Raw genomic sequence first — 14877 nt, 5'->3', positions numbered from 1 at the left:
TCGCCGGAGCACCCCGCTCATTCGGGGTGTCGAGTCTGCGAACCGTGTTCCCATGCCCCCGCGCACGCGCCTCCCGCGCCGGCGGTGCGCCCCCGCGCACCCGGCCGCCCGTTCGACCCCGTTTCGGTTGGTGGCCGCCGCATGTGACCGCACGTCGGCCGGGGCGTGCGGCTGCCCGTCAGAGCCGGCGCAGCCGTGCGACGGCCTCCTGGAGGACCTCGTCCCGCTTGCAGAAGGTGAAGCGGACGAGACTGCGCCCCTCGTCCGCGTTGTCGTAGAAGACCACGTTGGGGATGGCGACGACGCCGCAGCGCTCGGGCAGGGAGCGGCAGAACTCGAGGCCGTCCTTCTCGCCGAGCGGGGTGATGTCGGTGGTGATGAAGTACGTGCCCTCGGGCCTGAACACCCGGAACCCGGCCTCGGCGAGCCCGTCCGCCAGCAGGTCGCGCTTGCGGCCCAGGTCGGCCCGGAAGCCGGTGAAGTAGTCGTCGGGCAGCCGCAGCGCCTCGGCGACGGCGTACTGGAACGGGCCGGCGGAGACGTACGTCAGGTACTGCTTGGCGGTGCGGACGGCGGCGACCAGCTCCGGGGCGGCGGTGACCCAGCCGACCTTCCAGCCGGTGAAGGAGAAGGTCTTGCCGGCGGAGGAGATCGAGACGGTGCGCTCGCGCATGCCGGGCAGGGCGGCGATCGGGTGGTGGTTGCCGCTGAACACCAGGTGCTCGTAGACCTCGTCGGTGACCACCAGCAGGTCGTGCTCGACGGCGATCTCGGCCAGGGTGCGGAGCTCCTCGGCGTCCAGCACGAGGCCGGTGGGGTTGTGCGGGGTGTTGACCAGCAGCAGCCGGGTGCGCGGGGTGATCAGCGCGCGCAGCTCGTCCAGGTCGGGCCGGAACGCCGGCGGGCGGAGGGTGAGCGGCACCCGGGTGGCCCCGGCCATGGCGATGCAGGCCGCGTAGGAGTCGTAGAAGGGCTCGAAGGCGATCACCTCGTCGCCCGGCTCCAGCAGGGCGAGCAGGGCGGCGGCGATGGCCTCGGTGGCTCCGGCGGTGACCAGGACCTCGGTGTCCGGGTCCCAGGTGAGCCCGTGGAAGCGCTGCTGGTGCTCGGCGATCGCGGTGCGCAGCTCCGGGATGCCGGGGCCGGGCGGGTACTGGTTGCCGCGGCCCTCGCGCAGTGCCCGGACGGCCGCCTCGCGCACCTCCTCGGGCCCGTCGGTGTCCGGGAAGCCCTGCCCGAGGTTGATAGACCCGGTCGCCGTGGCCAGCGCGGACATCTCGGCGAAGATCGTGGTGCCCAGGCCGTGCAGGCGGCGGTTGAGCAGGGGCCGGGCGTCCATGGGTGTCTCCAGCGGTCTCGGCGGCGAGGTGCGGCCCACCGTAGTGCCCCGGCGGGGCCGTTCCCAGTGGCCGCGGAGCGTGGCGGCGGACGAGCAGGGCCCGCTTCCCGGCATCCGGGAAGCGGGCCCTGTGAGGTGGCGGGGTCAGGCGTCGTCGCCGCCCTCGGACTCCTCGCCGTCCTCGATGTCGTTCTGCAGGCCGAGGCGCTCGACGATCCACTGCTCGAAGCCGACCGAGGCCTGCGTCCAGTTGGCGGTGGTGGTGACGAAGTACTCCAGGCTCACGCCGGTGCCGACGATCATCTGGGACTCGCCGATCAGACGGACGACGCCGTCCTCGTGGGTGTGGGTGTAGACCTTCGGCCAGAGGGTCTCGCGGTTCCACTCGTCGACCAGGTCGAGGATCTCACCCTTGCGCTCCAGCGGGTACGCGCGGTCGTAGAAGGCGCGGACCGCGAAGAGCTCCTTCTGGTCGCCGCGGAACATGTAGTAGACGCGGAAGCCCTCCCAGGGGGCGGTGAGGTCGCCCTCCTCGTCCACCACGTGCTTCAGCTGCATCTGGTCGAGCAGCTGGGCCACCAGGTTCTGGTCCGGCACGATCACCGGCGGGGGGCCGGCCGGGGCACCGCCGGGCTGACCGCCCTGCGGCCCCTGGGGGGCGCCGAACGACGGGATGGACGACGGGTCGATGCTCATGGTGATCCTCAGTCTCAAAGCACGGGGGTGGTCGGCAATGAGAGGCCGCCCTTCCATGTCCCATCCTGCCTCATCCGAGGCCCAGGGCACAGGGGCTCCCGGCGGCGGCGGGTCCGGCCGCTGCCGGGCGGCCCGGCAGGTCAGAAGATCTGCAACCACCGCACGGTGCCCTGGGCGCCGTTGTCGTAGTAGTGGTCGTCCTCCCAGGTCCACGGGTCGAGGTGCCGGGTGACCCCGCCGTTGATGCTGGTGTAGTAGTACAGCAGGTTGTTGCCGGAGTAGATGTTGTCGACGCTGTAGATCGTCACGTCGGCGTAGCCCGCGTTGGCGAAGCACAGGTGGCCGGACCAGCCGTAGTTGTAGATGTTGACGAAGTCCATCCGGCCGGCGCAGTTCACCCGGTTGATGGCGGAGGCGTCGGTCGCGGGCAGGGCCAGGGCGAGTACGGCGGCGGCCGCCGCGGTGAGGGCGGCCTGCTTCCAGCGGCGTGTCATGCGGTCACCGTTCCTGTTGCGTGGCCGGCCGGGCCGGCGGGGGTCGGTCGTGGTCGACCGGATCTTTGCAACAGCCCGGTCGGGCGGCCAGGCGGTTGACCGGACGTTCGGCGGCGGAACAGCCGACGGCCGACGGCAAACCCGACTCTTGAGTGATGCATGTCACGCACCGGGTGGTCGGAACGCGTTGCCGCCCGCCGCCGCCGCGGTTAGTTTGCGGTGCAACCATCTCGGCGGCGCCAAAACCCGCCGCCGGACGTCTGGTTGGGTTTCGTCGGTGGATGGGGGAGTCGTCGGTGGGGCAGTCCGAGACGGGGGCGGTACCGGACCGGCTGGGGGCGCTGCTGCGCAGCCTCCGGCTGGACCGGGGGATGACCCAGGAGGAGCTGGGCGCGGCGTCCGGAATGAGCGTGCGGTCGATCCGGGACCTGGAGCGCGGGGTGTCCTGCCCGCGGATCTCCACGCTCCGGCTGCTCGCCCACACCTGGCAGCTGTCCGAGGCGCAGGGGGCGGAGCTGCACCGGCTCGCCCGCGCCAAGCGGGACGGGACCCCGGGCCGGCAGGGCAGCGCGGTGCGGTCGTGACGGCGGCCGGGAGGGCCGCGACCGCGCTGGCGGCGCTGCTGGCGCTGGCAGGGTGCTCCGGCGGGGGCGGGAGCACCGCCCCGGCGCTCACCCCGCCCGCGGTCGGCTCGCCCGCACCGCCACCGTCCGGCCGGGAGGGCATGGTGGCGCTCCCGCTGTCCGCGTACGGGCTCGACCGCGACCAGGACGCCCGCCAGCAGCAGGCCGTCCGCGCGCTGACCGCCGACTGCATGCACACGGCCGGCTACACAGCCTTCACGAGGGACGACGCCTTCGAGAGCAGCAGCGGACAGGTGTCCGACGCGTCCGCCATGCCGGCCGGCGCCTTCGGCTACCTGCGGGCGGAGATCGCCTCCGTCCAGGGCTTCCACGGGCCGGTGTCCACCGCCCCGCCCAAGGCTCCGAAGCCGCCCGCCTCGGAGGCGGAGGGCGCGGCGACCCAGGAGTGCGTGAAGAAGGCGCTGACCGCCGTCCAGCCGTCCGACACCTCCGGGTCCGAGCTGGTGAAGGGCCTGTTCGGGCAGTCGCTGGAGGCGACCGGCCGGGACGGGCGGGTGGTCGGCGCCACCCGGGCCTGGACCGACTGCATGAAGGCCGCGGGCTTCCCGGACGTGACCCCGGAGGGCCTGGTCACGCGCTACCACGGGCCGGGCCGGCCGACCCCGGAGGAGTTGGCCGCCGCCACCGCGGACGAGCGCTGCACCGCCGGCAGCAACCTGGCCGGCATCTGGTTCGCGGTCGCGGCCGGCTACCAGCAGCAGCTGATCGCGGCCAACCAGGAGAAGCTGACCGCTTACCGGAAGTCGGTGGCCGAGCAGACCGCGAAGCTCACCCGGCTGGTCGGCGGCTGAGACGCCGACCGGCCCGGGCTGCGGGAGGACCCCGCTGCCCGGGCCGGCAGTGCCGTACCCCGGCTCACTCCACCGGTGCGCCCCGGCTCACTTCACCAGCGACGCCTTGGGCTCGACCGAGAGCCGGTCGTGCTCCTCGTCCCGGTCGACCAGGACGGTGTCGCCGTCGTGTACCCGGCCGGAGAGGATCTCCTTCGCGAGCTGGTCGCCGATCGCCGACTGCACCAGGCGGCGCAGCGGCCGGGCGCCGTACGCCGGGTCGTAGCCGGTGAGCGCCAGCCAGTCCCGGGCGGCCTCGGTGACCTCCAGGGTGAGCCGGCGGTCGCGGAGCCGGTCGGCCAGCCGGGACACCTGCAGGTCGACGATCCGGCTGAGCTCGCCGGTGCCCAGCGGGTCGAAGACCACGATGTCGTCGAGGCGGTTCAGGAACTCCGGCTTGAAGGCGGTGCGCACCGACTCCAGGACGAGGTCCTTCTTCCGCTCCTCCGGCGTGGTCGGGTCGACCAGGAACTGGCTGCCCAGGTTGGAGGTGAGGATCAGGATCGCGTTGCGGAAGTCCACCGTGCGGCCCTGGCCGTCGGTGAGCCGCCCGTCGTCCAGCACCTGCAGCAGCACGTCGAAGACCTCCGGGTGGGCCTTCTCCACCTCGTCCAGCAGCACCACGCTGTACGGGCGGCGCCGGACGGCCTCGGTGAGCTGGCCGCCCTCCTCGTAGCCGACGTACCCGGGCGGGGCGCCGACCAGGCGGGAGACCGAGTGCTTCTCGCCGTACTCGCTCATGTCGATGCGGACCATCGCCCGCTCGTCGTCGAAGAGGAAGTCGGCGAGCGCCTTGGCGAGCTCGGTCTTGCCGACGCCGGTCGGGCCGAGGAACAGGAAGGAGCCGGTCGGGCGGTCCGGGTCGGCGATGCCGGAGCGTGTCCGGCGCACCGCGTCGGAGACCGCGGTGACGGCCTCGGCCTGGCCGATCAGGCGGCGTCCGATCTCCTCCTCCATCCGCAGCAGCTTGGCGCTCTCGCCCTCCATCAGGCGGCCGGCCGGGATGCCCGTCCAGGAGGCGACCACGTCGGCGACATCGTCCGGGCCGACCTGCTCCTTGACCATGGTGGCGTTCGGCGCGTCCGCGGCGCGGTCCTGCGCCTCGGCGAGCTCGCGCTCGGCGGCCGGGACCTCGGCGTACATCAGCTTGGAGGCGCGCTCGAAGTCGCCGTCGCGCTGGGCGCGTTCGAGGGAGCCCCGGAGGTCGTCGAGGCGCTCCTTCAGCTCGCCGACCCGGTTGAGGGACTTCTTCTCCTGCTCCCACCGGGCGGTGAGCACGCTCAAGTGCTCCTGCTTGTCGGCGAGATCGCGGCGCAGGCGGGCCAGCCGGTCGACCGAGGCGGCGTCCGACTCCTTCTCCAGCGCCAGCTCCTCCATCCGCAACCGGTCGACGGCGCGCTGGAGTTCGTCGATCTCCACCGGGGAGGAGTCGATCTCCATGCGCAGCCGGGAGGCGGCCTCGTCGACCAGGTCGATGGCCTTGTCCGGCAGGAAGCGGGCGGTGATGTAGCGGTTGGAGAGGGTGGCCGCGGCGACCAGCGCCGCGTCCGAGATCTCCACCTTGTGGTGGGCCTCGTAGCGGCCCTTGAGGCCGCGCAGGATGGCGATGGTGTCCTCGACCGAGGGCTCGCCGACCAGCACCTGCTGGAAGCGGCGCTCCAGGGCCGGGTCCTTCTCGATCCGCTCGCGGTACTCGTCGAGCGTGGTGGCGCCGACCATCCGCAGCTCGCCGCGGGCCAGCATGGGCTTGAGCATGTTGCCCGCGTCCATCGCGGAGTCGCCGCCGGCGCCCGCGCCGACCATGGTGTGCAGCTCGTCGATGAAGGTGATGACCTGGCCGTCGCTGTCCTTGATGTCGGACAGGACGGCCTTCAGGCGCTCCTCGAACTCGCCGCGGAACTTCGCGCCGGCCACCATCGCCGAGAGGTCGAGGGCGACCAGGCGCTTGCCGCGCAGCGACTCCGGGACGTCCCCGGCGACGATCCGCTGGGCGAGGCCCTCGACGACGGCGGTCTTGCCGACGCCGGGCTCGCCGATCAGCACCGGGTTGTTCTTGGTGCGGCGGGACAGCACCTGGACGACCCGGCGGATCTCGGTGTCCCGGCCGATCACCGGGTCGAGCTTGCCGTCGCGGGCGGCCTTGGTCAGGTCGGTGCCGTACTTCTCCAGCGCCTTGTAGGTGCCCTCCGGGTCGGCGGAGGTGACCCGGGCGCTGCCGCGGACGTCCTTGAACGCGGCCAGCAGGGCCTTGGGGGTGGCGCCGTTCTGCTTCAGCAGGTCGGCGACCGCACCGCCCTCGGCGGCGAGGCCGACCATCAGGTGCTCGGTGGAGAGGTACTGGTCGTCCAGGTCGGCGGCGCGCTTGCCGGCCTCCTGGAGCACGGCGAGGGTGTCGCGCGCCAGCTGCGGGGCGGCGACGGTCGAGCCCTGTGCGGTGGGCAGGGCGGCGAGCTGCTGGCGGGCGGCGGCGGCCACCCGCGCCGCGTCCGCCCCGACGGCCTCGAGCAGCGGGCGGGCCATGCCGTCCTGCTGCTCCAGCAGTGCCAGCAGGACGTGCACCGGCTTGACGTCCGGGTTGCCTGCGGCGCTGGCCTGCCGGATCGAGGCTGACAGGGCGTCCTGCGTCCTGCTGGTGAACTTGCCGGCATCCACTGGTGGCGTGCTCCTTCCGGGAGGGTCTGGGGGCGACTTCGACAGACCGGGCTGTCCGGGTCTGACTTGTACAGCATGCAATAAGTTGAGTCTATTCCACTCAACTTTCCCCGTCCAGCAGGTCCGGGTCCCGTCACCCGCTGTTCACCCGCGCCGGGACGGCTCCCGGGTCAGCCCCAGCAGCACCCGGGCCGGGCCCGCGGGCCGTCGGCCGACCGGCCAGACCGCCCGCAGCGGCCGGTGCAGGTCCAGGCCCTCCTCCACCGGCACCGCCACCAGCCGGCGGGTGGCCAGCTCCTCCACCACGGCCAGCTCGGAGAGGCAGACCGGCCCGGCGCCGGTCATCGCCGCCGCCTTCAGCGCGGTGGACGAGGCCAGCTCCAGCCGCGGCGGCGCCGTCCCGCCGTGCGGCGCCAGCGCCTGGTCGAGCACCTCGCGGGTGCCCGAGCCCGGCTCGCGCAGCACCAGCGGGGTGGCCACCAGCTCGGCCCCGGTCAGCGGTCTGCGGCGGCGGGCCCACGGGTGCTCCGGCGCCACCACGACCACCAGCCGGTCGGCCGCCACCACCGCCCCCGACAGCCCCGCCGGCGTGCCGGCGCCCTCGACGAAGCCGAGGTCGGCGTCGCCCGCCAGCACGTGCGCCGCGACGTCGGCGGAGTTGGCCGTCCGCAGGGTCACCGCGGTCTCCGGGCTGACCTCGTTCAGGGCGAGCAGCCACCTCGGCATGAGGTACTCGGCGACGGTCAGGCTCGCGACCACCACCAGCCGGGCGTCCCGCCGTCCGCGCAGTGCGTCGATCCCGGCGTCCAGTGCCTGCGCCGCCTCCACCACGCTGCGGGCCCACTCGACCACCAGCAGCCCGGCCTCGGTGGGGCGCGACCCGCGCGGCGAGCGTTCCAGCAGCGCCACGCCGATCTGCCGCTCCATGCCCCGGATGCGGGCGCTGGCGGCCGGCTGGCTCACCCCCAGCTCCGCGGCGGCCCGGCCCACGCTGCCCAGCCGGGCGACCGCCAGCAGGAGCTCCAGGGCGCCGATGTCGGGGACCCGCGAGGAGAGAGGCATAGAGCCAGGTTATGTCCTCATAGGCCGCCGCCCGCTACCGCCCGGATGCCCGGCACCGGAGGCTGCCGGTGTGTCCACCCTCATCGCCCCCACCCGCCCCGCGCCGCACGACGGCGCCGCCCCGCCCGCCCTGCCGCAGCCCGATGACGTGCTGCCGGACGGACCGAGGCCCACCGCCCCGCGCCCGGGCCTCGGCCGACTCGGGCCGAACTGGTACGCCGCCGTCATGGGCACCGCGATCACCGCCACCGGAGCCGCCGTCCTCCCGGCGGGCGTGCCCGGCCGGGAGGGTCTTGCGGCGGTGCTCTGGCTGCCGGCCGTCCCGGTACTGCTCGCGGTGGCGGCCGCCCGGGCCGTGCAGCTGGTGCGGCGCCCGGCGGTGGTCCGGGCCCAGCTGCTGGAGGAGCCGGCCGCCTCGGTGTTCCAGGGCTGCCCGCCGATGGCGCTGCTCGCCGTCGGGCACGCCACCCTGGTGGCCGGCGGCGCGGTGATCGGCGCCGGCCCGGCCCTCGCCGTCGACCTGGTGCTGTGGTGCCTCGGCACGGTGTACGCGGTCGCGGTCGCTGCGGGCATCCCCTATCTGATGATCACCAGGCACCGGATGGCGCTGCGCGAGGCGAACCCGACCTGGCTGCTGCCGGCCGTCGCCCCGCTGGTGGCGGCCTCGACCGGCGCGGCGCTGGTGCCGCACCTGCCCCAGGCCTGGCAGCCGGCCCTGCTCTACGGCGCGTGCGCCCTGTTCGGCGCGGGTCTGCTCGGGGTGCTGCTCGTCCTGCCGGTGGTCTTCGCCGGCCTGCTGCAGGGGCGGCTCGCCCCGGCCCTGACGCCCTCGCTGTTCCTGGTGCTCGGCCCGCTGGGGCAGTCCGCCACCGCCGCCGGCGGGCTCGCCGACGCCGCGCGGACGGCGGCCCCCGCCCTGGCCGGGTCCGGCCGGGCGCTGTCCGTGCTGTACGGCGTGGTGGTGCTGGGCTTCGCACTGCTCTGGCTCTGCCTGGCCGGTGCCGCGAACCTGCGGGCGGGCCGCGCCGGAATGCCGTTCGCGATGACCTGGTGGGCGTTCACCTTCCCGGTCGGGACGCTGGTCACCGGGATGGCCGCGTTGTCCCGGCACACCGGCTTCGGGGGGTTCGCCGGGCTCGGTGCACTGCTCTACGGGCTGCTGCTCGGGGTGTGGGCGGTGGTGGCGCTGCGCACGCTGGCCGCACTGCCGTTCCGGTTCGGAAAACCCGCCCTCCCTTGACGTATCCGCGTCAAAGTGGCGCGGGGAATGAATGATTCCCGTTGCGGACCGGCGTGCGATGCGGCAGCCTTCCGCAGCGTGGCGGAGAACACGCTGCCGGGGAATTCACCGCCTTTGCGGTGACGCCTTCCGGCTGCCCGCTCCGGTGTTTCGGGAATCCGGCCGCTGTGCCGGCCGGCGAATCGTCCGGGCCGGATTCCCGTTGCGCCGGTGGCCGCCGCACGGCCGCGGCCGCCGGTGGCGGGCCGGTGCCGTCCGCGGCTGCTGCCGTCCAGGTGGGAGCCGCTGCGGCGGGGCGGCGGGTTCGATCGGATGTGCGATCGGGCGGCCCGCCGGGCGTACGGCGGACGAATTCTAGGCAAGGGGGGGATCGTCCGTGTGGAGGCCTCCTGGACGCCCAATGGACGTTTGGTAGGCACCGCACGCCGGTCGGACACCCGGGAACTCCGGCGGACCGGAGATTTCCGTTCCGGTGCGGCGGCCGAAGACTGCAAGTTCCTGCACTTGCGGAAACCTGCAGGCGGTGGCCACTTGTGACCCGGCCGTCACGCTGTGAGGGTGGAACCACGCCAGGTCGTCCGGGCCACCGCAGCCCGAGGACGGCGACTTGCTCTTCAGTGTGGGCGGCAGTGCACAGCACCGCCGCCGCGGGGGGAAGAGCGCCGGCCGGGACGCCATGTGTGGTGATGGCCCCCGGTACCGGAGTCGGCGAGGCGTTGCTGCTCCGCCTCGCTGGAAGCGCCTTCGGCAACGGCGTGACATGACGGGTCCCCCGGTCCGGCGCGCTCCGTGTGCGCCGGACCGGGGGACGCGTCGAAACGGGGTACCGAATCCCTCCCGATCCGAACTTGTTGAGATCATGATCCGACACCGAGGGGAAAGTTCGGCAGGGAGAGTTCGAGGTGGCTGCGGAACCGATGGACCGGGGCTCGGGACTGCCCGACGAGGCGGGCCGCGAGCTCTACCTGTCCGTCCTGGCACAGGGCGGTCGGATTCCGCTGTCCACCGTCCCCGTGGGCGACCGCGAGGCCGTCGACCAGCTCGTGGCGGTCGGCCTGCTCATCCCCAACCTGATCGACGGCGCCTACGTGGCGGTCAGCCCGCGCGCGGTCGGCGAACGGATCGGCTCCGAGATGCGCTCCGCGGCCGCGGACCTCCTCTGGAAGGCCGAACGCCTCCCGGCCGACCTGGACCACCTCACCCGGGCCTACGACTCCCTGCCCCGGCAGAGCGACGACCCGCAGCGCGCCACCTACGTCGACGGCCGCGAGCGCATCCGCCACCGGATCGCCGAGCTGGTCTCCGACTGCAAGCAGGAACTCCTCACCGCCCAGCCCGGCCCGCGCCAGCCGGCCACCATCACCCTCGCCCGCACCCAGGACATCGCCCTGGTGCAGCGCGGCGCCCGGATGCGCACCCTCTACCAGCCGCAGGTCCTCGCCGAGCCCTGGACGCTCGGCTACGCCGCCGAGCTCACCGAGCAGGGCGCCGGCCTGCGCGTCCTCGACGAGCCCTTCGAGCGGATGCTGATCATCGACCGCGAGGTCGCGGTCGTTCCCGCCGCCAACGACTACAGCCGCGCCGCCTTCATCTCCGACCCGGCCGCGGTGTCCGTGCTGGTCAAGATCTTCGACCGGGACTGGGCCCGCGCCGACGTCGTCCAGTGGGCCGAGATCGACGCCCCCGCGGTCGCCGCCTCCGCGGGCCACCGGGTCGGCCGCCTGCTGGCCCAGGGCCTCACCCAGCGCGCCGTCGCCACCAGGCTCGGTCTGAGCGAGCGCACGGTGGCCGCCCACATCTCCCGCCTCCGCGAGAAGTACGGTGCCCAGACGCTCTTCCAGCTCGGCTGGCTGATGCGCGGGAGCCGCCGTGACTGACCGGCCGGGTGCGGCCGTCCGGCCCGCCCGGATGCCCCCTGTGACGTTTTCCGCCGCCGGGCGCTGTTTCACAGCGGGACACTCGGAACGGGGAGAGCGGTATGGCTGACGGCGGCACGGGAGCGCTCCCGAACGAGGAGGAGCGGGCCTTCTACCGGGCTGTGCTGGCCCAGGGCGGGCGCGTCATGTTCCGGGAGGCGCTGGAGGAGAACCCCTCGGCCGTGCTCAGGCTGGTGCAACTGGGCTTCCTGATCCACCACAGCGAGGACGCCTCGCTGACGGCCGTCAGCCCGCGCACGGTCGGCGACCGGCTCAGCGCCGGACTCCGCTCGGCCGGCACGAGGATGCTGCTGCAGGCCGAGGAGATGCCGGACGCGCTGGAGGACCTCGTCCAGGCCTACGACGCCACCCCGCCGCGGGTGGACCGGGCGAGCGAGGTGCAGCACGTGCACGGCTTCGGCCAGATCCGCCACCGCATCCTGCAACTCGAGGCGGAGGCCCGCGAGGAGGGGCTGGCGCTGCAGCCCGGCGGTGCCCGGCCGTCGGCCCACCTGGCCGCCGGGAGGGACCGGGCGCGGGAGTTCCTGGCACGCGGTGCCACCCTGCGGACGGTCTACCAGCCCGGCGCGCGGCTGGACGAGGCGACCGCCGACTATGCCGCCGAACTCACCGAGCACGGCGCCAGGTTCCGCATCCTCGCGGAACCCTTCGTGCGGATGCTGATCTTCGACCGCCGGATCGCGGTGCTGCCCGCCGCTGCCGACAACAGCAGCGCGGCGTTCGTCGAGGACCCGGCGGCGGTCGCCTTCCTGGTCGGCGTCTTCGAGCGCGACTGGGCCCGGGCGGAGCAGGTCCAGTGGCGGACCGTCCACCAGGACGGCAAGGGGCTGCCGGTGCACGAGCAGGTCGGCAGGCTGCTGGCGCAGGGGCTGACCCAGCGCACGGTCGCCGGCCGGCTCGGCCTCGGCGAGCGCACGGTCGCCGGCCACATCGCCCGTCTGCGCGAGCTGTACGGCGCCGAGACGCTCTTCCAGCTCGGCTGGCAGATGCGCGGCGGGGCCGCGGACCAGCAGGCGGACTGACGCCCCTCAGCCGGTGGCGATCTCCGAGGACCAGTAGCCGAACGAGTCGCCCTTGGACTGGCGCGGCACCGGGAACTGCTCGCCGGGGGCCGTCCAGAAGCCCTCGCGCAGGGAGAGCGCCATGCCCGCCCAGTCCAGCGCGGTCTCCACGGTGTGCTGCAGGGCGTCCTGCGACCAGCTGTCGTCGAAGACCAGCGGCAGCACCGGGGCCACCTGCTCGATCGTCGCGATCAGCGGGTTGTGGGTGATCGCCTCGTCCACCAGCAGCACGATCGGCTTGCGCAGCGCCGACGCCCAGCCCAGCTCCAGGCTGACCCCGGCCGAGAGGGGCGCGCCGACGTACGCGAAGACCAGGTCCGCGGTCTGCAGGGCGCGGAAGTCGGAGGGCACCCGCGGCTCGGGGGCGCGGCCGGCCACCGTCCAGGCGTCGCTGTGGTGGGCGCTGTAGACGGCGGCGCCGCTGCGCAGCAGCGTGGTCCGAAGGGTCGTCAGCCGGGTGCGGCTGGCCAGCGTCACCACACTGTCGGCCGGGCCGGTGAGCCGCATCAGCGGCGCTGCCAGGAAGACCCGTGCGCGCCGGCCCTCGGAGGTGTGGGCGGTGCGGTGGCGCAGGTAGGGCTCACTCATGTCGACTCCGGGGATTGGCCGCTGGCTGGTCTGACGTCCGGCGAGCGATTGGTGTCCGGCTCGCCCCGAGGCGAGGTCCGCTGTGGTGTGGTCGGGGGGCGGTGCCGTCGTGGCTGCTCGGGCACCGCACATGTGGTGTGACCGTGCTGATCGTCCAACGTTCGTGACCGACAAGTCCACCGGCACGTGGTGTCATATGGCTGCCTGGCATCGAGATGACGCACCGCGGGAATGCACCGATCGTGACACTGGCCATGCTGTTGCGGCATGATTTGGGCCAATGTTCGAGACTTCTCTATTCACTCGGTAGGGATTACCGGAGAAGGGATTGGTCGCAATGTCTCGTATGCGCCGGTTTGTTCGGCTTGCGATCGTGCCACTTGTCATGGGTGCGGCGATATTGACGGGTAGTAATCCGGCGGCGGCCGACAGCGCGTGGACGCTCCGCGGCGTGGACGCCGCGGAGGCTCCCGCGGTGGCTGCCTCGCAGGTCGCCAGTGCGACGCTGCTGCTGGACGACTCCGCCTGGACGTGACGGGCGGCACTGGCACTGCATCCCGGGCGGGACGGGGCGCCCGGGCCGACCGGTCAGCCGAAGTCGCCCTGGTCGGGCGGTGACTCCTTGGTCGTGCGGGCGAGGACGTAGCCGAGCTGGAACAGCGACTCCACCTGGTAGTCCTCGCGCATCTCGGCGATGTGGCGGGCGAGGGTGCGCTCGCTGATGCCCAGGCGCCGGGCGATGACCCGGTGATTGATTCCCTTGAGCATGAGATCGACGATCGTCTGCCGAAGCCGGGAAACGACCTGCGGCGGAACTGTCGGTGAGCCGTCAAAATCCAGCGCCCGGCTCCAGTTCCGCTCGAAGACCTCCTCGATGAGGTAGCTGATGACCGCCTGATCGTGAATGAACGCGGCCAAGTTGAGGTCCTCGGCCACCGGGATCACCGCGGTCCGCCGATCGATCACGATCAATCTGGTGTAGGGCTCGTCGAGGGTGCGGACCCGCCCCCCGGCCGTGGTTATCGAGGCGACATAGTCGCGGGTGGGCGCGTGATACCGGGTGCTCGGGTGGTAGATCGTCCGAATGGTCGCCCCGCGGCGCAGTGTTTCGAGATCCCGCGCGATCACGCCGGCCAGCGCCTCGGGCGGGCGGGGGCCGCCGGGCTGGGCGGCCAGCATCTCCTCCGTGCAGCCGCTGACCAGCTGACCCAGGCGCTGGTTTATCAGCACCTTGCCGTGGACGTACTCGATGATGCCGCCGGCCTTGCGCGGGGTGCGGAACTCCTCGGCGAGGTCCTGGAGGTCGGCGGGCAGGGCCACCGCCCGGTGGAGCAGGTCGAGGGCCTTCCGCTGCCAGAGGTTGGTCAGTCGCGCGGAGAGCTGCTCGGGGTCGACGGCCACCAGCACGTCCGGATCGTCGGTGTCCGGGACGAGCAGGCCGATCTCCAGCAGCTCGTCGAGGGCCTTGCCGTCGGCCGGGGCCTCCTCGGCGGGTGCCACCCGGCCGTGCGACTTCAGGACGCTGCGGTAGAGCTGACGGGCCTCGTGCGACAGGACGCCCAGCCCGCGTGGGGTGAGGCCCGGTTCGTCGGTCTCACTCATCAGGCTCCTTGCCATCGGTCAAACCGGTACGGCGCGGCCGCTACCGCTTCTCCGGGGATCATAGGCGCCCGGGAGCTGCGGGGAGCGGCCGCGCCGGACATTCACATCGCCCGGGGATGCCGGTCAGACCCGCACCTTCTCATCAAACACCCGGCCGCCGGCACCCCCCGGGAGGAGGGAACCGGCGGCCGGGGAACGGCACGTGCCACGGGTCAGCGCTTGGGGCGCCAGACCACCAGTGCGCTGGACTGCTGGACCTGCTGGTACGGCACCAGGTCGCGGCGGTAGGAGGCGTGCACCGCCGCCTCCCGCTGCTGGATCGCCGTGGCCGCGCCGTCGAGGGCGTCGGCCAGCTCCGCGACCCGGGCCTGCAGGGCGGTGACCTGGTTCTCCAGCTCGATGATCCGCTTGATGCCGGCCAGGTTGATGCCCTCGTCCTGGGACAGGCGCTGGACCTCCCGCAGCTGCTGGATGTCCCGGGCCGAGTAGCGGCGGCCGCGGCCCGCCGTGCGGTCGGGCGAGACCAGGCCGAGCCGGTCGTACTGGCGCAGGGTCTGCGGGTGCAGGCCGGAGAGCTCCGCGGCGACCGAGATCACGTACACCGGGGTGTCCTCGGTCAGGACGTACTGCGGAGCCGGGTTGCCGCGCGCGCCGGACGGGCGGCGCGCAGCCCCGCCGGGGAGGCCTCCGCCGATGCCGGGGCCGATCGGGCTGTCGGGGGTCGTCATCTGG

At 73.2% G+C, this 14877-nt stretch carries 14 protein-coding genes; 6 read left to right on the top strand and 8 right to left on the bottom strand.

Annotation, left to right across the window (positions count from 1 at the left end; all coding sequences use genetic code 11):
* Positions 1-178: 178 nt before the first annotated feature.
* The 3 genes from ACQ614_RS18110 to ACQ614_RS18100 form a co-directional block, all read right to left on the bottom strand.
* A complete protein-coding gene (locus tag ACQ614_RS18110) occupies positions 179-1339 on the bottom strand; it encodes a pyridoxal phosphate-dependent aminotransferase (protein ID WP_431679587.1) in 1161 nt (386 codons plus the stop codon).
* A gap of 144 nt (positions 1340-1483) precedes the next feature.
* The gene (locus ACQ614_RS18105) at positions 1484-2035 is read right to left on the bottom strand and encodes a YbjN domain-containing protein (protein ID WP_363494906.1); all 552 of its coding nucleotides are present in this window, start codon (positions 2033-2035) and stop codon (positions 1484-1486) included.
* Between the two features lie 140 nt (positions 2036-2175).
* Positions 2176-2529, bottom strand: coding sequence for a beta/gamma crystallin domain-containing protein (locus tag ACQ614_RS18100; RefSeq protein ID WP_431679586.1), 354 nt, complete (start codon positions 2527-2529; stop codon positions 2176-2178).
* Between the two features lie 296 nt (positions 2530-2825).
* On the opposite strand from ACQ614_RS18100, the gene ACQ614_RS18095 reads away from it, so the two are divergent.
* Together ACQ614_RS18095 and ACQ614_RS18090 are read left to right on the top strand one after the other, a co-directional pair.
* A complete protein-coding gene (locus ACQ614_RS18095) occupies positions 2826-3113 on the top strand; it encodes a helix-turn-helix domain-containing protein (protein ID WP_431679585.1) in 288 nt (95 codons plus the stop codon).
* Positions 3110-3964, top strand: coding sequence for a hypothetical protein (locus tag ACQ614_RS18090; protein WP_431679584.1), 855 nt, complete (start codon positions 3110-3112; stop codon positions 3962-3964). Before ACQ614_RS18095 ends, ACQ614_RS18090 begins: the two co-directional genes overlap by 4 nt.
* Positions 3965-4051: 87 nt before the next feature.
* Here the strand turns inward: ACQ614_RS18090 and clpB are convergent, their stop codons facing one another.
* Both clpB and ACQ614_RS18080 read right to left on the bottom strand, forming a co-directional pair.
* Positions 4052-6655 (bottom strand): ATP-dependent chaperone ClpB, encoded by a 2604-nt coding sequence (gene clpB, locus ACQ614_RS18085; protein ID WP_431679583.1) that lies wholly within the window; start codon positions 6653-6655, stop codon positions 4052-4054.
* Between the two features lie 144 nt (positions 6656-6799).
* Positions 6800-7717 carry a LysR family transcriptional regulator gene (locus ACQ614_RS18080; RefSeq protein ID WP_431679582.1) on the bottom strand — a complete coding sequence of 306 codons (918 nt, stop codon included), beginning with the start codon at positions 7715-7717 and terminating at the stop codon, positions 6800-6802.
* A gap of 70 nt (positions 7718-7787) precedes the next feature.
* Here ACQ614_RS18080 and ACQ614_RS18075 point away from each other — a divergent pair, with 70 nt between their 5' ends.
* The 3 genes from ACQ614_RS18075 to ACQ614_RS18065 all read left to right on the top strand — a co-directional run bounded on the left by ACQ614_RS18075 (position 7788) and on the right by ACQ614_RS18065 (position 11916).
* Positions 7788-8957 carry a C4-dicarboxylate ABC transporter gene (locus ACQ614_RS18075; protein WP_431679581.1) on the top strand — a complete coding sequence of 390 codons (1170 nt, stop codon included), beginning with the start codon at positions 7788-7790 and terminating at the stop codon, positions 8955-8957.
* 902 nt (positions 8958-9859) lie between these two features.
* Entirely contained in the window at positions 9860-10834 is a 975-nt protein-coding gene (locus ACQ614_RS18070) for a LuxR C-terminal-related transcriptional regulator (RefSeq protein ID WP_431679580.1), read from the top strand.
* Between the two features lie 101 nt (positions 10835-10935).
* Complete coding sequence (locus tag ACQ614_RS18065) at positions 10936-11916, top strand: LuxR C-terminal-related transcriptional regulator (protein WP_431679579.1); 981 nt, start codon at positions 10936-10938, stop codon at positions 11914-11916.
* A 6-nt stretch (positions 11917-11922) separates the two neighbouring features.
* On the opposite strand, the gene ACQ614_RS18060 is transcribed toward ACQ614_RS18065, so the two are convergent.
* A complete protein-coding gene (locus ACQ614_RS18060) occupies positions 11923-12543 on the bottom strand; it encodes a hypothetical protein (RefSeq protein ID WP_363494923.1) in 621 nt (206 codons plus the stop codon).
* A 400-nt stretch (positions 12544-12943) separates the two neighbouring features.
* Between ACQ614_RS18060 and ACQ614_RS18055 the strand changes: the two genes are divergently transcribed.
* Positions 12944-13078 (top strand): hypothetical protein, encoded by a 135-nt coding sequence (locus tag ACQ614_RS18055; protein WP_431679578.1) that lies wholly within the window; start codon positions 12944-12946, stop codon positions 13076-13078.
* Between the two features lie 53 nt (positions 13079-13131).
* On the opposite strand, the gene ACQ614_RS18050 is transcribed toward ACQ614_RS18055, so the two are convergent.
* Positions 13132-14145, bottom strand: a complete 1014-nt coding sequence (locus ACQ614_RS18050) for a TrmB family transcriptional regulator (RefSeq protein ID WP_363494927.1) — start codon at positions 14143-14145, stop codon at positions 13132-13134.
* 212 nt (positions 14146-14357) lie between these two features.
* A complete protein-coding gene (locus ACQ614_RS18045) occupies positions 14358-14873 on the bottom strand; it encodes a heat shock protein transcriptional repressor HspR (RefSeq protein WP_431679577.1) in 516 nt (171 codons plus the stop codon).
* Between the last annotated feature and the right edge of the window lie 4 nt (positions 14874-14877).

Source organism: Kitasatospora dryopteridis, from assembly GCF_050749075.1.
Lineage (GTDB): Bacteria > Actinomycetota > Actinomycetes > Streptomycetales > Streptomycetaceae > Kitasatospora.
Note: the sequence above shows the minus strand (reverse complement) of the source record. Positions and strands in the feature narration are given on the sequence as shown.